Consider the following 19239-nt stretch of genomic DNA (forward strand, 5'->3'; position numbering starts at 1 on the left):
GGCGGCATGCGAGGCCACGGCTGATGCCGATGTCGCCGCGCGTGCGCAAGCTCGCGCTCACCGCTCATGTGACGGTCTCCGTCGGCTGGTTCGGTGCGGTCGCGGTCTTCCTCGCTCTCGCCGTCACCGGGCTGACAGCGCAGGACGCGCTGACAGTTCGGTCGGTGTACGTCACGATGGGCGTGACCGGCTGGTACGTGATCGTGCCGCTCTGCTTCGCCTCCCTGGCGACCGGCGTCGTGTCCTCACTCGGAACGACGTGGGGCCTCCTGCGCTACTACTGGGTGACGGTGAAGCTCGCGATCACCGTCCTCGCGACCGGCGCGCTGCTCCTCCACATGCCACCCATCAGCCACATCGCCAGCGCGGCGGCGGCACCGGACTGGTCTGGCGACACCCTCGCCGGCCTGCGGACCCAGCTCGTCATCCAGTCCGCCGCGGCCCTGGTCGTGCTCCTGCTGGCGATAGCCCTGTCGACCTACAAGCCGCAAGGCCGGACCCGCTACGGACAGCGCAAGCAGCAGCGATCAGGTCCGGATCAGCGATCCAAGGTGAGCATCGGGCTCCGCACCCGGGAGACCCCCGAATAGAGTCGCGGCGTTCGCGGTCGCCCGCCGGCAGCCGCTCGCCCGGTAGTCCGGGATCCCGTGGACGAGGCGACATCTCGCACCTGCCGCAGAGCCCACGTGGTTCCGCACGGAGGCCCCCAGAGGGGGCTTCGTGGCGGCGTGGCGACCCGCTGACGGCTCTGTCAGGCCACGCTTTCGACGGTCGGCGCACCGTTCGCACGCCGGGACCGCCACATTGAAATGACGGTGACCACCGTCAGCAGAACCATGCCGCCCAGCGACATCAGGAAGGCCGGCGAGGTCGGCGACGAGGCGGAGGCCCCTGCGACCACGTAAGCGGCTGTACCGGGCAGCACGCCCAGCGCCGTGGCGGCGGTGAAGGAGCGCAGACGTACACCGGAGAAGGCGGCGGCGAAATTGACCGCCGGGAAGGGAACACCGGGCACGACCCGCAGCAGGAACACGCTGCGGAAGCCCTGCTGGGTGAGCCGCCGGTCCAGCGCGGCCAGCAGCTTCCTCTTCAGGAACGGCTGGAGCGCTTCACGGCCGAGTCCGCGGCCGAGCCCGAACGCGAGGACAGCGCCGAGGGTCGTCCCCGCAACGGCCAGCGCCAGCCCCTCTGGCGCACCGAAGAGGACCCCTGCCGCGACGTTCAGCACCGGCTTCGGGAAGAACGCCAGGGTGCCGATCGCGAACACAAGCACGAAAGCGACCCCCGCCCAGACAGGCGGGGTGTTGGAGGTGAGCCCCTGCGAGAGCACGCGCTGAGGGCTCCACAGGAGCAGGGAACCGGCCGCCGCTGCCAGGATCGCGACGAGCAGACCCAGCCGAACGGACGGTGTCATATGCACACGTCGAGTGTACGGGGACGACGTTTGACCGTGCCGATGTCGACGTGCGTCGGGGCTGCAGGGTGCGACCTCATCCTCGACTTGGCCAACCCACGAAGCCACGGGAGGCGGCCGTAGGGCGATGGCCGCCCACAGGAGGTGGGGGCGGCCATCGCCAACGGACACTGCGCGGCCCTTCGACGTATCAGATCTCGTCGGTCGGGTCCCAGACATAGGGGAGGGTGGGATCCTGCTCATGCAGGTCCCGCGCAATCTGCTCAAGGAAGTGGATGCGGTTCCGCAGCTGGGGCAGGAGGACCTGGATACGGTCCGACGCTTCCTGCGGGTTGGCAGGCAGATTCGCCCGCACCAAGATCTTCATCTCCTGGAACGCCTCCGGCTCAGTGGCGGCGTGCGGGAGCTTAACGATCGCGGTGTAGACCGAGACCTCCGAGACGCTCCACTCGCCGTCCTCCTCCTCGACTGCCCAGATGACCGAGCCGGCGGACGGAGACAGCGTCAACTGGCAGTTCGGTCCCATGAGTCGGCTCAGCACGGGGAGGGGCATGGCGTCCTCGCCGGCCAGAGCGGCGGCGGCTTCGGCCGTGGAGACGGTGATCCGCCCGGTGACGGCGTGCGCGATACGGCGGCGGGTCGCGGCTGTAGGCAGCGCCGACTGCTCGGCCGGCGGCTCAGTACGGGAGGAACCGAGGACCGTGTCTACGTCGCGGGCTTCATCCTCACCGTCATCCTTCACCCACCAGGTGATGACGACCAGTCGGTAGTCGGGCAGTGCCGCCGGGTAGAGAACGTGACTGACGACGTCGATGGGCTCCCAGTCCATCGCCGGGATGCTCATCCGGAAGATGTGACCGTCCCGATTTTCGGTGAGCTCGTTGCAGTTCTCCCAGATGTTCCGGACCTCGGGGTCCTTGCACACGTCCCCGATGAGCTGCATGAGCTCGGCCGAGTCCCCCTTCCCCGCGAGGGCGAACTTCAACATCCGGACGTACTCGGCGGCATGCCGGGTCCAGTCGTGGTACTGGACGCGGGCCTCGGGATCCGTCAAGGCCCACCGCATGAGGTTGGCGCCGGGCTTGAGCACCCAGGGCCACCACTCCGCCATCGCCGCGTTGTAACCGACGATGTTCCAGTTGGCGTCACACAGGTAGGTGGGGCTCGGCATCTGCTTGTCGATCAGCAGGCGCAGGCCGCTGCGGACCCGCGGGTCCACGCTTTCTCCGGCGGCGGCGGACGCGGCGGAGGGGCCCAGGTTGTTGTACAGCAGGAGCGCGATGCGCTCGTCGCGGTCGAGCTGCAGAAGCTCGGCGAGCTTTTCACACTGTTCGCGATCGAGACGGTTCCTGCCGTCACCGCGTTCCAGGTCGCGCCACCAGCGTTCCGATCTGTTCACTGCGGTCGCGCACTCCTCCTGCGTCACGCGGCGCCCCCGACGGTGGCCGGCGACCTTGCGCCAGGACTTCAACTGTCCGGCGAAGCCCATGACCTGTCCGGCCCACGGCGTCTGCCCGGTCTCCCCGGAGACCCGGCCCGCGGGTGCGGTCTCTCGGCCGCGTCGCGCGCCTCCAGCCGCCATTGCGGCCTCGTCCCCGCTACCCCCGTTGACCGGGAGGGGCTCTGTGGCGCCCATCCGTTTTACCTCGCTCCTCATCTCTGCTTCCCCTCACACGGAGGGCTGCTCCCCGAGTCGAGGCAACAAAAAGAGGAGGGACCACGCTTTACGCGTCGGCCCTCCCCTGCCTCCATTCCAGAATACGAGATCATTTTCCGATCTTGAAATCGCGCTCGCGCGGTGACGCAGACCACACATTCCTACGCTCGCGTAGGTAGCGGCAAGGGGAGACATCGAGGCGATCAGCCCCGAATCGGACATAAAACCGGCAGCCGATTTCCGGTTCCAAAACCGGCAATTTATTGCCGGTTTTTTCTTCCGAACCATCCCAACCGCCTTCACGGCTCACCCACAACCGGAACGCAAGTCTCTACTTCACGTCAACCCCTCTCGCAATCCAGGGATTTGATGCTCCATACCCTGCCGCAGAAGCGCTCACCTTCATCTCATCTACGCGCGTATATTCATGTTGAGGCGACATTGACGATGCGTCTGCAGCGGGCTTAAATCCTGAACATCAGCAGGTCAGCAGTGTGGCCACTTACCGCGCGATTCAGGGGGTCGGGGAAGATCATTGCCGCGACGGCGCAACGAAAGCGACACGCTCGCAAAAGGCGAACCTTCAACTATCACCCACCCTCAGGTGATGCGACCTGTAACGGAATCTAGTGCCAAGCGTGGACTTGCACAGGCGGCCTACGTATGTTCGTCGTCCCTCGCCAGGAGGCATCCCGGCGACCAACCGAAGGAACACGTGAGAGACCGGACCGGCAGCACTTAGAAACGCAGCGGCGCCTGGGAGAGGCAACTCCCAGGCGCCGAAACCACGAAGAGTCGTATCTCCATCCGAGGCAACGGTGGAGAGACCGACCCGCCATCACCGCACCGGCCCTTCCCACAGGGCAACACCGGCTGCGGCTGTACTACAGGGAGAGTTTTGCATGAGCACGGCCCTGCGCGAAAGCCTGTCCTTCGGGTCCGGCGCCGCGGACCGCGCGACGGACATCGCCGCACAGCACCGTCCGGCTCGCCGGCACGGGGGTGAGGTCTGATGGCCCGTATCCGCACCATCAAGCCGGAGGCCTTCGAGTCGGAGGACCTGGCCTCCGTGGACGTGACGGCGGTGCTGACCTTCATCGGTCTGCTGACGCATGCCGACGACGCAGGCCGCCACCGCGACCTCCCGGCCATCGTCGCCGGGCGACTGTGGGCCCTCCGGCCCGACCACACCCCCGCTCACGTCGCCCATGACCTGGAGCAGCTGGCCGAGCGCGGCCTGATCTGCCGGTACACCGGTTGCGACGGCAAGACCTGGCTGCACATCGTGACGTGGGACCGGCACCAGAAGATCAACCGCCCTTCGGCGTCCCGCCTCCCCCGCTGCCCCGTGCACGACGCGGCAAAGGCGTGCGGCGAGTGCGGCCGCACGCAGTGCCCGTCGCAGGCCGCCCGGGAGAACGGTCGGCCAATCCCCAAGCCGACCGCCGCGCAGCAAGTGGACCCCTCGCCCGAGCGGGGCTCCGTGAGCACTCACGGAGCCCTCGTACGACCGGCTGCGCCGGATTCACCCAGCGATACGACCGGCACCACTCGCGAGGCCGGCGTAGTGACCGAGGCCACTCCGGTCGGCCTGCCGTCCTCGCCTGACGACTTGGGAAAAATCGCAGGTGAGAGCGGTTCCGAGCGGAACGAGGGTGTGACGGCCACCATATTCACGGAGGACTCACGCACTGGATCTAGGATCTTGGATCCTGGATCTTCCCGTAGGGGGCGCGAGGCGCCCGCGCCCGGAACCTCTCCGGCGAACGTGCTGGAGTCCGCCGACGCCGGCGAGTGGTCGGCGAAGCGACTGATGGCCGAGTACCTGCGCGGCTGTACCCGCCGACCCCCGAAGGGCTTCCTCGGCCACCTCGGACGCCAGATCCGCGACCTGCTCGACGAGGGATTCGAGCCGGACACCCTCCGTCCTGCCCTGGAACGCCTGCGGGTCAAGGGCCTGCACCCGAGCGTCCTGCCGAGCCTGGTCAACGAGGCCCTGAACTCGCTGCCCGTCGCGCCGCTCGGCTCTGGACCGTCCTCCGCCTCCGGCGCGGGCCCCTGGGCCGCCGCATCCCCCGCCTACACGCCGTACCTCAACCCCACCGAGCCCACCGGTACCTTCGGAGTCGCCCTGTGATCCGCACCCGCCTCGACGACCCGCAGACGGCCGCCGACAACCCGGCGGTGGCCTGGATGCAGCGCAAGCTCGCCGAACGCGGCATCGCCCTCGACGCCGCGACGCCCCTCGCCGACACCCCCGAGCCGATACCCGCGCTGGAAGCCGCCCAGGAGCGCATCCCGTACGAATACCGGGACGCCCAGGCCGAGCACCCCGCGGTCGCCCAGTGGGTGTGCGCCATCGCCGACAGCGCCGTCGGCCACGCCGCCAGCCCCCTCGTCCCCCACTTCGGCTCCGCCGGCCAGCGAGAGATCACCCACGGCCGCAGCCTCCTGCTGTGGGGGCCCACGGGCGCCGGCAAGACGCACCAGGCGTACGGCGCGATCCGGGCTCTGACCGCCGCGGGGTGCGGCGTGCGGTGGCAGGCGACGACAGCCGCCGATCTCTACGGTGCGATGCGTGCCCGGGGCGGGCTCGATCCGGAGTACCAGCTGCGCCGGATCGTACGGACGCCGCTGCTGCTCTTGGACGACCTCGGCGCGGCCAAGAGCAGCGAGTGGAACGAGGAGATCACCTTCCGCCTGCTCAACTGGCGCAACGAGCACCTCCTGCCGACGATCATCACGACCAACCTGGCCCCGGTCCGCACCCAGCAGATGGACCCCCGCCAGCCGGTCCTGCGCGACAAGGTCGGCGACCGCGTGCTGTCCCGCCTGTCCGGCATGTGCACGCCGGTCCACCTCGACGGCCCCGACCGCCGCTTCCGCGCCGCGGCCTGACGGCCCCCGCGCCCCACCCCTCTTCCCGCCGCCTCGGCACCGAGCTGGCCCGTCGGCACTTACTCCCACGCGCCGCGCTGCTCCCGCCTGCCCGGCGGCCCCCTGGAGACCCACCCATGCGTCACATCACCAGCAACAGCACGCCCACCCCGAGCCTGCGCGGCATCGCCGACATCTCCTGGCACGCCCGTGGGGCCTGCCGCGACCTGGAGGCCGACGAGGCCGACCGCCTGTTCTTCTCCGCCCCGCGGGCCCACGCCGACATTGCCGAGGCCAAGGCGATCTGCGGCACTTGCCCAGTACGGCAGGACTGCTTCACCCACGCCCTGGACAACGACATCCGATGGGGCTTGTGGGGCGGGCTCACCGAGGCCGAACGCAGGCCCTGGCACGCGAAGGTCGCCAAGCGCCTCGACTACAGCCGGGTGCGCGCCGCGATCATGGGCCGGGACGTACACCTCACTGCCGCCGAGCGCGACGCCGTCACCCGCCACGCCTACGTCCGCGGATGGGCCCCCGAGCGCCTCGCCTACGCCTTCGGCATCGACCTCGACCACGCCCGCGACCTGCTGCGGGACGCAGGCCACGCCGTCGCGGACCGCGACCTCTACTGGACGTCGCCGACCGAGGGCGACCGGGACGCCGCCAGCAAGGAAACGCTCTGCCAAGTCCCCAGCCAGGCCCAGACCCACGGCCTGATCGACGCGCTGAAGAAGGCGGCGTGACCTCCCACGCCTTTCCCACCGACCTCACCGTGACCCTGCACCGAAAGGGAGCTGTTGATCCAGGAGACCACCGAGCAGACCGCAGATCGCTACGCACTGATCGCCGCCGGCACCGTGATCACCGTCCTCACCGTGGCTGGCTTCTGGCTCTCCTACGCCCACCTCGCCGAGGTCGCCGGACGGCACGGCCTGGCCGGCTCGCCCATCCGGCAGTGGGCATGGCCGGCGACTCTGGACGCGTTCATCGTCGCCGGAGAACTGCTCATGCTTCGAGCCGGGCTGCGCCGGGTGACGGACTGGTGGGCCGTCGGCGTGACCGTCACCGGGTCCGTCGGGTCGATCGCCCTGAACGTCTTCGGCGTCAGCGGCACAGGTTCCGGTCCGGTCCCGCTGCTGGACTACGTGGTCGCCGCCGTCCCGCCTACCGGGGCGATGCTGGCGTTCGGTGTGCTGATGCGGCAGATCCATCAGCGGGTCGCACGGCCCCTGCCGGACGCGGGCTCCAATTCACGGACCGAGGCCGACCGAGAGAGTGCACCAGGACCGATGGTCCGGGATGCCGCCAGCGCTGCGCCGAACGCGGACCGTCCGCTGCCGGACGTCGGACCGGACGGCGCCACCCCGGATCCCGGACCGGGCACGAACCATGCCACCCCCGAATCCGGATCGGACACCGGCCACACCGCACCCGAACCCGGACCGGGCACCGACCACGCCACTCCCGATTCCGGACCGGACACCGATCACACCGCCCCTGAAGCCGGACCGAGCGGGACCGCTTCCCGGACCAGCGCCCCCAGCGGTCCGGACCGAAGCGGACGCCCCGGACCGGCACGTCCACGGACGGTCCGGGCGAAGGTCCAGGCGGGCCGGCGGTCGCAACCCGGACCGCGCCGTCTGTCCGAAGACGAGGTCGTCGAGCTGGTCCTCCCCTATGTCCCCGACGTGCTGCGCGAAGACAACAACGAGCGGATCACCCGAGCGCAGCTCCGGACGATCATGCGCCGTCACGGGATCCCCCTCGGCAACGAGCACATGGGTCCGGTCCTGACCCGCGTGCGTGCCGCCACTGCCCCCTCTTCCCCTGAAGGAGCTGTTCGATGAAGACCTGCGACCGCTTCGAGCGGATGAAGACCGCGTTCGAGACCGATCTCACCATCTTGAATGGCCACGCTGACCGGCATGCGGGCAGCAACCCCGCGAAGGCAAGCAGCCGGATCGCCAAGGGCGTGAAGCTGAACATGGCGCGGGCCCTGTCCAAGCACTACGCCCGCTGCAAGGTGTGCTGCTGAGCCCGATTTCTCTTGTGGTGGCCCGGTCTTCGCCGGGCCACCGTCCCGTTCCCCCGACTTCCGGGGCAGAAGGAACCAATCCACGCTCATGTCCCCCGCCACGTCCATCCCTGAACCGGACCAGTCCCGGCCCAACAGGTCGGCCGGTCCCGATGCCGACGACGTCCGTCAGCAGGACCTCAACTCGGTCCCGATCGGAGCAAGTTATCGGCCAAGACACTCTTTCCCGTCGGGGAAGCGCGTCCTGGCCAGCCCCGCCTCGGGGGAGGCGGGAGCGGTCCAGCACCGGGGGGTGCTGGACCGCGAGGCCGCGACCGAGGGCGGATCGCAGCTGCCGGAGAAGCCCGCACCCCGCCGCAAGCGCCGTGCTGCGAAGACCAGCTCGCGCAAGCGCTCGCCGAAGACCGACGTCGACAAGCGCGTCCACGTGTGCAGCGTCCGCCTCAACGACGACGAGAAGCAACGCCTCACCGAAGCTGCCGCGGCGGCCCGTACGAGCCTGTCGGCCTTTCTCGCTCGCAGCGGGCTCGCCGCCGCCCGCGACGCGGACGGTGCCGCCGGTGCCATCGCCGGAGAGCGCGAGCTGATCTCCGAGATGTTCGCCGCCCGCCGGCACCTCGGGCACGTTGGCAACAACCTCAACCAGGTGGCGCGGGCCATCAACTCCGGCGACCGCCCCGCGGACGCCCATCTCGACGCCGTGCTCGCGGCCGTACGACAAGCGACCGAACGGGTCCAGGCCGCCACCGACAAGCTCCTCGAACACCGCTAGGAACATGGTCCCGAAGATCCACAAGCGCGGGAAGCGCACCATCGGCCTGCTCTACTACCTGTACGGGCCGGGCAAGGCCGAGGAACACGTCGACCCGCACTTCGTGGCCTCCTGGGACCACGCGGCCCCTGACCCCGGACGCGACCCCGAGGCCACGTACAAGCAGCTCCAGCAGCTCCTCGACCAGCCCCTCGCGCTCCTCGACCAGAAGCAGCGGGCGAAGAAGCACGTGTGGCACCTGTCCGTACGCAACGGCCCGACCGACCGGACCCTGTCCGACGCGGCATGGGGCGACGTCGCCCGCCGCATGGTCGCCGCGGCGGGGATCGACGAGCCCGACCAGGGCGCGGGTTGCCGCTGGGTCGCCGTACGCCACGCCGACGACCACATCCACATCCTCGCCACCCTCGCCCGGGAAGACGGCTACCGGCCCGACCTCGACTTCGACGCCGCTCGCGTCCAGGCCGAGGCCCGCCTGCTGGAGCAGGAACTGGGCCTGCGCCGCCTCAAGCCCGGTGACGGCACCGCCGCCCAGCGTCCCACCAGCGCCGAACGGCACAAGGCCGAGCGCCAGGGCCGCGAGCGCACCGCCCGCGAAGAGCTGCGCGAGACCGTACGGCGGGCCGTGGCCGGCGCCCAGGGCGAGGAGGAGTTCTTCGCCCGCCTGGCCGCCGCCGGCCTCCTGGTGAAAAAGCGCGTCGCTCCTTCCGGCGACCTCCTCGGATACAAGGTCGCCCTTTCCGACGACCGCAACAAGGACGGCGAGCCCGTCTACTACCCCGGCGCCCGCCTCGCTCCCGACCTCTCCCTCCCCCGCATCCGCGAACGCTGGTCCGGCGGCGGCCTCCAGGGCGGGAGCGGACTCGAGTCCCCAAGGGCGGTCGGGGCGGCAGCTCCCTCTGCCGCGCGTCGGCGCACTGCCACGGCAACTTGGGAGGCGATCCTCGTCATCCAGCACGGCGAGGACGCGGTCGCCGCCGCGTACATCGCCGCGGCCGGTGAAGTCCTCGACGCGCTCGCCAAGACCTCCGCCGCCCACACCCGGCATGAACTGCGAGAAGCCGCGTGGGCGTTCGAGGGGGCCTCCCGCTCCCACGTCCGCGCCGTACGCGGACACGACCGGGCCCTGCGGCAGGCCGCCCGCGACCTCGTTTACGGCGGGCCGGCCCTCGGACGCGGCGAGGACGGCGCGACCACGGCGATGGCGATCGACATGCTGTTCTTCCTCATCACCGCCGCCGCGCACTGGCACGCCAGGAAGGGCCACGCTCAGCAGGCCGAGGCTGCCCAGCGGGCTGCCGAGCACCTGCGTCACGCCTACCGGGCAGCCGCCGAGCAGCCGCTCGCAGCACTCCACCAGCACGGCCGGAACCTCACCCGCCCGCTGCTGCAGCGACAGGCCGACGCCGTGCGCGCGGTGATCCCCGAGCTGGCCGAGCAGGTCCTGGCCGAGCCTGGCTGGCCGGCTCTCGCAGCCACGCTCGTCGACGCCGAGGCCGCTGGGCACGACCCCGCTGCCCTGCTCTCCGACGCTGCCGGCCGTCGCGAGCTGGGCACCGCCGAGTCGATCAGCGACGTCCTCGTGTGGCGCCTCCGCCGCACCGCGGACCTCCCTGCCGATACGACCGGCACACCGCCCGCCACCCGTGCAGGCACAACAGCGAAGGGTGCAGCAACAGGGCGGCCGTCCTCCCGCCGACGGCGCCGGTAGGCACCCGGCATGCCCGGTGCCACCATCTGCCCTCGCCGACCGGGCGAGAAGCGACCAGCCGCGGCACCGTGACGGGACTGGCTCCTGCTCCCTCCGAGTTGGTCGCGGCGGTCGTCGACTTCATGGTTTTGAGAGTTGCCGCAGGTGAGGCGACTGAGGCACGCTACTTCGTCCGCTGGCAAGGCGGAGCTGCCGAGTGGAAGGGAGGCCATATGTTCGGCCGCAGGAGGGCGAAGAAGGACCATGCCGAGCTCGGGCCGGCGGGTGTGCCGTGGCTGAATCATCCGGCGCCGGAGTGGCCGGCGCAGCAACAGTCCGTCCGGGAAGAGGCCGGTCCGGTGGCGTCGGCAGAGGACTTCCCGCCGGCCGATCTGCGGATAAATCTCGACAGGAACCGGTTCATGATCTGGCGGCGTCCGCTCGTGGTTGACGGGGAGGTGCGCGCCTGCCCGACCTGCGAGTCATACCGGGACTGGGCCATCCTCGCGACCCAGGGGAAGGTCTGGCTGCGGTGCTCCACCGGCCACGTCACGCTGGAGCCGCGCCTCGACGTCGCCTGGTACAACCGCCACTGCGGCCCGACCGACGCGACCTTCGACTCCCTGGAAGAGGGGCTTCGCGAATACGGCCTCTGACGCAGGTACCTCCTGCCAAGTCCCTCATACCGCCTTGGACGAAGGCGGCCCCGGTCAACCAGTCCGTACCGCACCAGGGAGCTGCATGCCCGTCCGTTCCACCGCCCTCCTTACTGCCAGCGCGCTCACCCTACTGAGCCTGGCTGCCTGCACCTCGCCGTCGGGCATCACGAATCGTCCGGATACGGACCCATCGGCCGCCCCATCGGTGCGCACGTCCCCTGCTGGCGCCACGCTGTCGTCGGAGGAGCTGCAGGATCGACTGCTGTCGGCAGCCGACCTGGGGTCCGGCTACACCGCCCGCCGCGCTGCCTCCTCGGCGGATTCACCGGAGGCGTCCGTCCTGGGCTGTGAGCCGCTGGAGCGCCTGGCCGACGATCCGTACGCCTCCTTCCCCGCTCGCGCGAAAACCGTTCTCCGCGGGCCGAACGGCGAGGTGACCGAGGAGCTTTACTCCGCTCCGCCCGCGGAACTGACCGCCGGCATCCGGAGAATCATGAGCGCGATGACCGCTTGCCCCGCCTACCAACTCGCCACAGCCACCACCGTCATGGAGGTCAACACGCGAAGCGTGCCCGCTCCGCGCCGTGGCGAGGATCAATGGGCCCAGCTCGTCACCGTCCGCACGGGCAGCCGGTCGTCCACGGTGCAGCAGCTCGTCGTCCGCGACGGCTCCCTACTCCTCGTGCTCTCCGGCTCCCCCGCTCAGGTTGCGCTCGCCGCCGACACCGCGCTGACGAAGGCGAAAGCCCGATAGCCTGCCGACGCGCAGTGCTGGCGGCCCCGTTGCCCCGACGCTCCCAACGGCGACCGTCCCGCTCAGGACAGCAGCGATCCCCGCTCCCAGCTGATCAAGGCGCTCCCCGGGTTCGGGTACGGCCGCGACCAGATCCGTAACGCCCGCTTCGGCAGGGCATGGGAGACCCGTGTTCCTGAAAGCACGGCGGCCAACGAGGCGTTCAAGGAGCTGGCGTCCATGGCCGACGCCCAGAACGCGCAGGTGGGTCGAGGCAGGTAGCCGTGCTCGTGCCGCACACCGCGGAGATGCTTTCGCCACGGAAAACGAGCTCGTGCCCCTTCCCTCCCTCGGCGCCCGACGAGCCGCCGGCGCATGGAACATCTGGACGTCGCCGCTGACGTAGAGCGGTCATACCAATGGCCCGGGACCAGGTCGACGGACCTGGCCCCGGGCCATTGGTGTACTGGGAGCGGCGGGCGGCAGAGCGAGCCTCGATCCGGAAGACAGAGCGACAGCCGGCCCGCGAGTGCAGTCCCGGCGCAAGTCGTGTCACACGGTAGGACGTACGAACAGCTGTCCTTCGCTGGCCTGCGGCAGGGTGTGCCGTAGCACCGGGTCGGCGGAGGCTAGGGAGCTGGCGAAGGTGGCGACGAGGTCGTGCGGCGTACTGGCGGAGAAGACCGCCGCCCACAGGAGGCCAGAGCCGATCCTCGGTTCGCACCATGCCTGCCACCCGGTGGGCTCGATACCGGGATCAAGAGCCAGCGGGTCGCCGTCCTGGATGCCGTCCTCGGGCAGGACGTTCAGCGCCATGCCCGCGGTGAGCCGCGGGTCGGAGACGACAGCGCGGTTGTCGCTGTCCCGGACCCAGCCGTGTTCGGCCAGCGCGTCGAAAACTGCCTGCGGTCCGGCGAAGCCGTACGCGGGATCCGGGCGGGACTCCAAGGCAAGTACGAAGTCGGCGACCACCTCGGGCGGAACCCCAGTGGAGAAGTAGGCCGTCCACTGCGCGAGGCCGGCGTCGCTGCCTCGGGCGGACACCGCCCAGGCCACCGGCAGGTCGCCGAGCAGGATCGGTTCATCGGCCAGGACCCACTGGGCCCACCTGAGCGCGTCCGGCGCGACGTACAGGACGGTGCTGCGCACCACCTGGCGGACCTCGACAGGCTCGTCGGGCTCACGGCGGCCCCGTACGAGGGTGAGGCTGGTCCAGCCGGCGCCGGTGAGGTGGGAGGCGACGTGGTCGGCGAGAGCGCCGTCGTCTCCGGCGAGATGGCGCGGCGTGACCCACCACGCGGGAAGGACGGGGAAGTCGGACAGCTCGGCAGGACCGGGCGGAATCAGAAGTGCTCCTTGTCGTCAAAGAATCACGGGGAGACGGCGCGCAGCCGTCGTCGAGGGCTTCTCGGTGGGTCGATCGGGGGCATCCAGGCCAGGGCCTCGGCGACCGATCGGGGAAGGTACCCGTACTGCACGGCCTCCGAGTCTTCGGTGAAGTACACCGTTGGCCGGCCTTCCTGGTCCTGGCCGAGGAGGACATCGGCGAGGCGGTGCGCCATGGGGTGGAAGGGGTTGATCGCGAGCCGGACTGGGGTGTCAGGGTCGAGGTCGGAGAGACGGGTGATCAGTTCGCGGACGGTGAGATCAACTCCGGGCTGGGGCAAACGCACTCCTCGCGGGCAAGTGTCGCGGAGATGGGCAGCAGCAAGATGCGATCGCACGGAGCGGTCAGAGCCGTCCGGCGGTGGCGAGGACCTCGGAGACAGTCGCCGCAACCAGGCGGGCCGGGGTCTGCGGATCGAAGACGATCTTGTAGCCCGGGGTGCGGGCCGTACCAGTGACGGCGAGGACCCAGCCATCGTGCTCGGCACCAGGCCGACCAGCCGGGAACCATCCGAGATAGAAGCGACCGTCGGCGGATGCAATGTGTGTATCGGCACGGTCGTCGACGACGAACTTGAAGTCGCCGTTCGCGGCGGGGAAGGTGTCGAGGACCTCGGTCGGCTGCCCTGGCCCGAGGAGCCAGTCGCGCAGCCTCAGCTCCTCAATCGTCGTACGGAACCCAGGAGATCGGAGCTCCACCGTCACGGGCATCACCTCTCTGACCTGCAGATTTCCGGGATCTCCGGAAGGGTCGTCTAGGTTGACATGCCCTTGAAGGGTGCACCAGGCCTTTCGGGATCTTTCCCGTCTGCCGGGGGCGAACTGCTGTCTCCTTGGCATCGTGGTGAGGCAGCCTGAAGAACCACAGGTCTCATCACTGCGATATGGCGCGAGCGAGTATCCCTTTCTTGAGGGGACGCCTGGTACGGAGGCGCAGCGGGTGATGCAAGACTTGGGCCCTTGTCGGCTTTCGCTTCATGAGCGAATTCGCCCTGCTTGCGGAAGCCTCGCCGCTGCCCTGGACGGTCAGATGTCGTCCTGGCTCATCCGGAAAGCGGCGTTGTGTGAAGCCAGTCGGCGCCAGGGAGATGTGTCTACCGGCGGTTCAGTCCGGCGAGCCATTCGGTGACCTGAGGCGTGGCGTCGTCCATGTCGTCCCGCGAGATGGTGAAGGCGTCGCCGAGTACGGTTGCGCCGGGCAGCGCGGTGACGATCGAGTCCACGGTGCTCGCCAGTCGGCTCCCGCCGTGGGTGCTGAACGGGATGACGTTCTTGCCCTTGAAGTCGTGTCCTTCGAGGAAGGTGTAGAGGGGCATCGGCAGGTCGTACCACCAGATCGGGTAGCCGATGAACACGGTGTCGTAGTCGGCGAGGTTGCGGACGGTCTGCTTGAGTCGGGGCCGGGCGCGGGTGTTGAGCTGTTCGTCGGCGAGGTCGGTGAGGGTGGCGTGGTCCAGGGGAAGGGCCTCGGCCGTCTCGATGCGGAAGAGGTCGGCCTTCGTGCGTTCGGCGATGAGTTGTGCCACGTACTGGGTGTTCCCGTAGACCTTGCCGTCGACGACGTGGGTGCTGTTCGCTTCGTCCTCGCTCATGCCGGTGGGGTTGTCGGTCTCGGGGAAGGAGAAGTAGACGACCAGCACACGTGATGTGTCCAGGGGCTTCGTCATCTCCGATGCCTGCGCGCCTTGGTTGTCGTCGCCGCCGGGCAGGAAGGAGCAGCCGGCGAGGCCGGCTCCTGTCACGGTTGCGGCGGCGAGTGCGAGGAAGCTGCGGCGTGAGGTGTTACTCATGGGCGGTGCTCCGTACGGTGAGAGGGCGGGGTGCGCCGGGGAGTGGGGCCGGGGCAGGGGTGACGGCGGCTACATCGTGAGTCGTTCGTCGTGGAGGCGGAGCGGGGAGACGCCGAGGCGTCGCAGGAGGCGCCGTTGGCCCACGACGCCGGGGCCGGGGCCGACGACGAAGAAGGTGCCCTGTTTGATCTCTTCGGTGGACAGGGCCTGGGTGAGGTCCTCGCGGCGGAACCTGCCGGTCTTGATCTCGGTGGTCAGCAGGCCGCCGGAGGCGGCTTCGTACTCGTCGAGGAGGGTGCGGTAGTAGGCGTCTTCGGGGTGGCGCACCGACCAGAGCAGGCGGATCCGGCGGGTGGTGTGGTGCTCCGAGACCAGGCTCAGCAGGGGTGCGACGCCGGCGCCCATGCCGACGAGGACCAGCGGACGCTGGGGGGTGTGGCTCTGGGCGATGGAGTCGAAGCGGCCGAAGGGTCCTTCCAGCCGGACGCGGGTGCCCGTCGTGACGCCGTCGAGCCGGCTGGTGAAGTCGCCGTGGGTGCGCACGGTGAAGGTGAGGGTGTTCTGGCCGTTGTCGGTGACCGAGAACGGGTGCCATTCGCGGCTGACGGCCTTGGATCCCTCGAAGCTGAGGAAGAGGAAGTCTCCCGGCCTGACGGCGTCGCAGCGTTCGTCCAGGCGGATCGAGATGCGGCGGGCGGAGGTGCCGAGTGGTTCGTTTCCGACGACCGAGCCGGTGAGGAAGGCGTCGGGGGATATCCACTTGCGCCAGGCGTACACCGTGAAGGTGAGCACGGTGTAGGCGTCGAACAGGAGCATGAAGCCGAGGTACTGGTTCACCCGGACCAGCAGGTGGGCGTGAAGGAAGATCATCACGATCACGAGCAGGTTGAGGCGGTGGATCCAGACGGACAGGCGGTGGCGGAAGACCTTCTCCAGCAGCCCCTTGGCCCGGAGTAGCAGGCGTGATCTGTCCACCAGCCAGCCGCTCATGAAGAACGCGGAGTAGCACAGCACCGCGAGCGCGCCGTAGAAGGCCCAGTCGCCCAGGAGGCGGGCGCCGCTGCTGGGCGCGTAGGAGTACTCCTGGTGGAGGTAGGCGGTGGCCAGCGCCAGGACGCCGAGCATGCCGTGCAGGCCGTAGATCGACGGGAGTCCGACGAGGCGTTCCAGCCAGATCGGGCGGACGCTGAGCAGCACCGCGAGCAGCCACCAGGCGTAGGCGATCAGGCCGAGGAAGATGTAGAGCTTCAGCTGCTGCGGCACCAGGGCGACCGCGTCGTAGGTGAAGAGCAGGGGCAGCGGGAAGACGACCGCCGCGCCCCAGAAGAGCGTCTTGCGGAGCACCGTCACGCCCTCTCTTCCGGCCCGTTGTCCGAGTCGTCCCGGGTCGGCGTCGTGTCGCCCAGGGGGTTTGCCGGGGCTGACAGTCCGGGTGTCCGCGTTCCCCGTTCCTGTGCCGCGTCCAGGTTCAGGTAGGTCAGCAAGGTCATCGTCACGAGGGCGGCTGAGATCAGCACGAGTGCTTTGGACCTTCGCTTCACGGGCGGGCCCCGGGGCGTTCCTGGGCGCGAAGGCCGTCCGTCGGCGCCGAGCGCAGGAGGCCGGGACAGCCGGAGAGTCTGCTCATGACAGGTTCTTCCACTTCGGGTGTCGGAGGCGAGAAGGCGTTCATGAGCAGCGTGTGGCAGGCCGCGAGTGCGGGGAAGGACGGGCCGTGCCGTGGCAGGACGGGCCACGCTGTCACGGGGCACCCCACAGACCTTCCGGTGCAGCTATAGATCTGGTAAAGAGAACGTCAAGCGAGTGTGCGCGGTGCTCGGAAGCTGCGACGTCGCGGTGTTCTCCGCTTCGCTGTCCATCGGCCGGCCGGGGAACGGACGCCGTGCCTGGCGGCTCTGCCGTGCCGTCCAGCATGCCGGGGCGATGGGCGGCGCTACGAGGAAGCGGCCGAGGCTCAGGGGGGACCTGGTACAGCCTGGATCGCCATGCCGTGGATCATCGCGGCCTTCCGGCGCGCGGTGTGCCGGAGGAGGGTCTACACAGGTAGGAGTTTTGTTCCGCTTCCTGGAGACCTTGATGAAAGGCACGACCGCCGCAACCCGATCCCCGTCGTCCGGCATCCCGTCCGGCCGTGGGGGCACCAGCTCCACCGCCGCGCTGCTGGCGTCGGTGATCGGCTTCTTCGTGATCACGCTGGACGCGCTGATCGTGAATGTCGCTCTGCCGACGATCGGGGACGATCTGGGGGGCGGCATGGCCGGGCTGCAGTGGGTGGTCGACGGCTACACGCTGATGCTGGCGGCCCTGCTGCTGTCCGCGGGCGCGGTGTCCGACCGGATCGGCGCCCGCCAGGCGTACGGCCTGGGGCTGGCAGTCTTCCTCGTGGCCTCGGCGGCCTGCGGTTTCGCGCCTTCGCTGCCGGCGCTCGTCGCGGCGCGGTTCGTGCAGGGTGCGGGCGCGGCCGTGATGATGCCCGCCACTCTGGCGATGCTGCGCGAGGCGTTTCCCGATGCCGGGGCGCGGACCCGGGCGCTGGCGCTGTGGGCGGTCGGCGGTTCGGTCGGCTCCGCGGCGGGGCCGGTCCTGGGCGGGGCGCTGAACCAGGTCAGCTGGCGCTGGATCTTCTTCATCAACGTGCCGGTCGGCATCGTCGCCCTGCTGCTGCTCGCTCGGGTGGCCCGTTCCCCGCGCCGTCCCGTCCCGCTCGACTGGATCGGGCAGGTCACCGCCGTGCTGGCCATGGGCGGGCTCACCTACGGGCTCATCGAGGGCGGCGAGTACGGCTTCGGCCGGCCCGAGGTCCTCATCGCCTTCGCGGTCGCCGTACTGGCGTTGGCCGTGTTCGTCGCCGACCAGGCGAAGAGCACCCATCCGATGCTGCCGTTGAGCTTCTTCCGCTCCCGTACCGTCGTCGCCTGCCTGACGGCGGGCTTCGCCCTCAACATCGGCTTCTACGGCCTGACGTTCCTGCTCTCCCTCTACTTCCAGGACCAGCGCGGGCTGAGCGCCCTGCAGACCGGCTTCGCGTTCCTGCCTATGACGCTGGCCACCGGTGTCGTCTCGCTTCTCTCCGCGTCCGCGGTCCGCAGATTCGGCGCCAAGCCCGTCATGATCGGCGGACAGGCGCTCATGGCCCTCGGGCTGCTTCTGCTGTGCGCGCTGTCCGCCTCCGCGCCCCTGTGGCTGGTGATCGTCCTCATGATCCCCGTCTCCTGCGGCGGCGCACTGGCCGTCCCCGCCATGACCGGGCTGACCCTGGAGAGCGTCCCGGCCGAGCAGGCCGGACTGGCCTCCGGCGCGCTCAACACCTTCCGCCAGTTCGGCGGCGCGCTCGCCGTGGCCGTCTTCGGCGCGCTGATCGCCGGAGGCTCGTTCTACGCCGGGATGCGCGTCAGCCTCGTCCTGGGAGCCGTCCTCCTGGTCCTCACCGCGGGCGTCGGTCTGCTCCGTCCCGCCCGCCGCTGACCGCACCGACCCGCACCGCGCCGAGCGCCGGGCCGGAACCGGCTCCGTACCTGCGCAGAAAGGAACGAACCCATGCCACAAGCGAAAGACCGCCCGGCCGTCGGCCCGGTTCTCCTGGCCTACTTCTCCCGGCCGGGCGAGAACTACTCCTACGGCGGTCGTACCTTCCTCACGGTCGGCAACACCGAACTCCTGGCAGACAAGATCGCTGCCCGGCTCGGCTGTGACGTCCACCGCATCGAGGCCGCCGACCCGTATCCCGACGACTACGACGCGACCGTGGCGCGCAACGTCCGCGAGCAGGAGGCCGAGGCCCGGCCCGCCATCGCGGGGCCTCTGCCGCCGGCATCGTCATGGCAGCGTTACGGCACCGTGCTGCTGGGCAGCCCTGTGTGGAACGTCGCGGCACCCATGATCATGCGGACCTTCGCGGAGGCGCTCGACTTCCGCGGCAAGACCGTGGTCCCGTTCACCACCCACGCCATGAGCGGTCTGGGTGCCACCCCGCAGGACTACGCCGCGTCCTGCCCCGGTGCCGCCATCGCCACCGGCCTGGCGGTCCGCGGCGAGGAGGCCGGCGATCCCGCGACGGACGCCGCCGTCGACGCCTGGCTGCACGATCTCGGCCTCGTCGGCGAACGCGGGTAGGACTGCCGCCGCTCCCCACGAATGCGGGCGCTGGGGGGGGGGGGGGGGGGTGGGGGGGGGGAGAGGGGGGGGAGGGGGGCTCTCTGGGGGGGGGAAAAGCACGTCGAGCC

18 protein-coding genes and 1 pseudogene are annotated in these 19239 nt (G+C 69.8%); 12 read left to right on the plus strand and 7 right to left on the minus strand.

Annotated elements, in window-relative coordinates:
* Positions 1-23 precede the first annotated feature (23 nt).
* Entirely contained in the window at positions 24-590 is a 567-nt protein-coding gene (locus ACZ4VW_RS08975) for a hypothetical protein (RefSeq protein WP_467960053.1), read from the plus strand.
* 161 nt (positions 591-751) lie between these two features.
* Here ACZ4VW_RS08975 and ACZ4VW_RS08980 read toward each other — a convergent pair whose 3' ends face one another.
* Together ACZ4VW_RS08980 and ACZ4VW_RS08985 are read right to left on the minus strand one after the other, a co-directional pair.
* Positions 752-1414: a TVP38/TMEM64 family protein gene (locus ACZ4VW_RS08980; RefSeq protein WP_467960055.1), complete on the minus strand. Its 663-nt coding sequence runs from the start codon at positions 1412-1414 to the stop codon at positions 752-754.
* 190 nt (positions 1415-1604) lie between these two features.
* Positions 1605-2813: an MmyB family transcriptional regulator gene (locus ACZ4VW_RS08985; RefSeq protein WP_467960057.1), complete on the minus strand. Its 1209-nt coding sequence runs from the start codon at positions 2811-2813 to the stop codon at positions 1605-1607.
* Positions 2814-4083: 1270 nt separating this feature from the next.
* On the opposite strand from ACZ4VW_RS08985, the gene ACZ4VW_RS08990 reads away from it, so the two are divergent.
* The 9 genes and pseudogenes from ACZ4VW_RS08990 (at position 4084) to ACZ4VW_RS09030 (ending at position 11861) form a co-directional block, all read left to right on the plus strand.
* Complete coding sequence (locus tag ACZ4VW_RS08990; protein WP_467960059.1) at positions 4084-5208, plus strand: hypothetical protein; 1125 nt, start codon at positions 4084-4086, stop codon at positions 5206-5208.
* Positions 5208-5969, plus strand: coding sequence for an ATP-binding protein (locus tag ACZ4VW_RS08995; protein WP_467960797.1), 762 nt, complete (start codon positions 5208-5210; stop codon positions 5967-5969). Before ACZ4VW_RS08990 ends, ACZ4VW_RS08995 begins: the two co-directional genes overlap by 1 nt.
* A gap of 116 nt (positions 5970-6085) precedes the next feature.
* Positions 6086-6694: a WhiB family transcriptional regulator gene (locus ACZ4VW_RS09000; protein WP_467960061.1), complete on the plus strand. Its 609-nt coding sequence runs from the start codon at positions 6086-6088 to the stop codon at positions 6692-6694.
* Positions 6695-6745: 51 nt separating this feature from the next.
* A pseudogene (locus tag ACZ4VW_RS09005) lies at positions 6746-7175 on the plus strand (DUF2637 domain-containing protein); the annotation flags it as partial.
* A 619-nt stretch (positions 7176-7794) separates the two neighbouring features.
* On the plus strand, positions 7795-7986 hold the full coding sequence (locus ACZ4VW_RS09010) for a hypothetical protein (RefSeq protein WP_467960063.1): 192 nt from the start codon (positions 7795-7797) through the stop codon (positions 7984-7986).
* A gap of 292 nt (positions 7987-8278) precedes the next feature.
* Positions 8279-8758: a plasmid mobilization protein gene (locus tag ACZ4VW_RS09015; protein WP_467960065.1), complete on the plus strand. Its 480-nt coding sequence runs from the start codon at positions 8279-8281 to the stop codon at positions 8756-8758.
* A gap of 4 nt (positions 8759-8762) precedes the next feature.
* Complete coding sequence (locus ACZ4VW_RS09020; RefSeq protein WP_467960067.1) at positions 8763-10469, plus strand: relaxase family protein; 1707 nt, start codon at positions 8763-8765, stop codon at positions 10467-10469.
* A 212-nt stretch (positions 10470-10681) separates the two neighbouring features.
* On the plus strand, positions 10682-11104 hold the full coding sequence (locus ACZ4VW_RS09025) for a hypothetical protein (RefSeq protein ID WP_467960069.1): 423 nt from the start codon (positions 10682-10684) through the stop codon (positions 11102-11104).
* Between the two features lie 85 nt (positions 11105-11189).
* Positions 11190-11861: a hypothetical protein gene (locus tag ACZ4VW_RS09030; RefSeq protein ID WP_467960071.1), complete on the plus strand. Its 672-nt coding sequence runs from the start codon at positions 11190-11192 to the stop codon at positions 11859-11861.
* A gap of 531 nt (positions 11862-12392) precedes the next feature.
* Here ACZ4VW_RS09030 and ACZ4VW_RS09035 read toward each other — a convergent pair.
* The 5 genes from ACZ4VW_RS09035 to ACZ4VW_RS09055 all read right to left on the minus strand — a co-directional run bounded on the left by ACZ4VW_RS09035 (position 12393) and on the right by ACZ4VW_RS09055 (position 16366).
* Complete coding sequence (locus ACZ4VW_RS09035) at positions 12393-12992, minus strand: SPDY domain-containing protein (protein ID WP_467960073.1); 600 nt, start codon at positions 12990-12992, stop codon at positions 12393-12395.
* A 218-nt stretch (positions 12993-13210) separates the two neighbouring features.
* On the minus strand, positions 13211-13507 hold the full coding sequence (locus tag ACZ4VW_RS09040) for a hypothetical protein (RefSeq protein ID WP_467960075.1): 297 nt from the start codon (positions 13505-13507) through the stop codon (positions 13211-13213).
* Between the two features lie 64 nt (positions 13508-13571).
* Positions 13572-13931, minus strand: coding sequence for an SPDY domain-containing protein (locus ACZ4VW_RS09045; protein ID WP_467960077.1), 360 nt, complete (start codon positions 13929-13931; stop codon positions 13572-13574).
* A gap of 389 nt (positions 13932-14320) precedes the next feature.
* The gene (locus ACZ4VW_RS09050) at positions 14321-15016 is read right to left on the minus strand and encodes a flavodoxin (RefSeq protein WP_467960079.1); all 696 of its coding nucleotides are present in this window, start codon (positions 15014-15016) and stop codon (positions 14321-14323) included.
* 69 nt (positions 15017-15085) lie between these two features.
* Positions 15086-16366, minus strand: coding sequence for an FAD-binding oxidoreductase (locus ACZ4VW_RS09055; protein WP_467960081.1), 1281 nt, complete (start codon positions 16364-16366; stop codon positions 15086-15088).
* A gap of 726 nt (positions 16367-17092) precedes the next feature.
* Here ACZ4VW_RS09055 and ACZ4VW_RS09060 point away from each other — a divergent pair.
* Both ACZ4VW_RS09060 and ACZ4VW_RS09065 read left to right on the plus strand, forming a co-directional pair.
* A complete protein-coding gene (locus tag ACZ4VW_RS09060) occupies positions 17093-18481 on the plus strand; it encodes an MFS transporter (protein ID WP_467960083.1) in 1389 nt (462 codons plus the stop codon).
* Between the two features lie 72 nt (positions 18482-18553).
* Complete coding sequence (locus ACZ4VW_RS09065) at positions 18554-19129, plus strand: flavodoxin (RefSeq protein WP_467960085.1); 576 nt, start codon at positions 18554-18556, stop codon at positions 19127-19129.
* Positions 19130-19239 lie beyond the last annotated feature (110 nt).

The sequence above is a fragment of the Streptomyces sp. NPDC029139 genome (assembly GCF_055564335.1).

Bases quoted from the DNA above. Each gene is read 5' to 3' on its own strand.
- ACZ4VW_RS09000 (WP_467960061.1), top strand. From the start codon at position 6,086: ATGCGTCACATCACCAGCAACAGCACGCCCACCCCGAGCCTGCGCGGC.
- ACZ4VW_RS08975 (WP_467960053.1), top strand. From the start codon at position 24: ATGCCGATGTCGCCGCGCGTGCGCAAGCTCGCGCTCACCGCTCATGTG.
- ACZ4VW_RS09025 (WP_467960069.1), top strand. From the start codon at position 10,682: ATGTTCGGCCGCAGGAGGGCGAAGAAGGACCATGCCGAGCTCGGGCCG.
- ACZ4VW_RS09060 (WP_467960083.1), top strand. From the start codon at position 17,093: ATGAAAGGCACGACCGCCGCAACCCGATCCCCGTCGTCCGGCATCCCG.
- ACZ4VW_RS09065 (WP_467960085.1), top strand. From the start codon at position 18,554: ATGCCACAAGCGAAAGACCGCCCGGCCGTCGGCCCGGTTCTCCTGGCC.
- ACZ4VW_RS08990 (WP_467960059.1), top strand. From the start codon at position 4,084: ATGGCCCGTATCCGCACCATCAAGCCGGAGGCCTTCGAGTCGGAGGAC.
- ACZ4VW_RS09050 (WP_467960079.1), bottom strand. From the start codon at position 15,016: ATGAGTAACACCTCACGCCGCAGCTTCCTCGCACTCGCCGCCGCAACC.
- ACZ4VW_RS09010 (WP_467960063.1), top strand. From the start codon at position 7,795: ATGAAGACCTGCGACCGCTTCGAGCGGATGAAGACCGCGTTCGAGACC.
- ACZ4VW_RS09020 (WP_467960067.1), top strand. From the start codon at position 8,763: ATGGTCCCGAAGATCCACAAGCGCGGGAAGCGCACCATCGGCCTGCTC.
- ACZ4VW_RS08980 (WP_467960055.1), bottom strand. From the start codon at position 1,414: ATGACACCGTCCGTTCGGCTGGGTCTGCTCGTCGCGATCCTGGCAGCG.
- ACZ4VW_RS09030 (WP_467960071.1), top strand. From the start codon at position 11,190: ATGCCCGTCCGTTCCACCGCCCTCCTTACTGCCAGCGCGCTCACCCTA.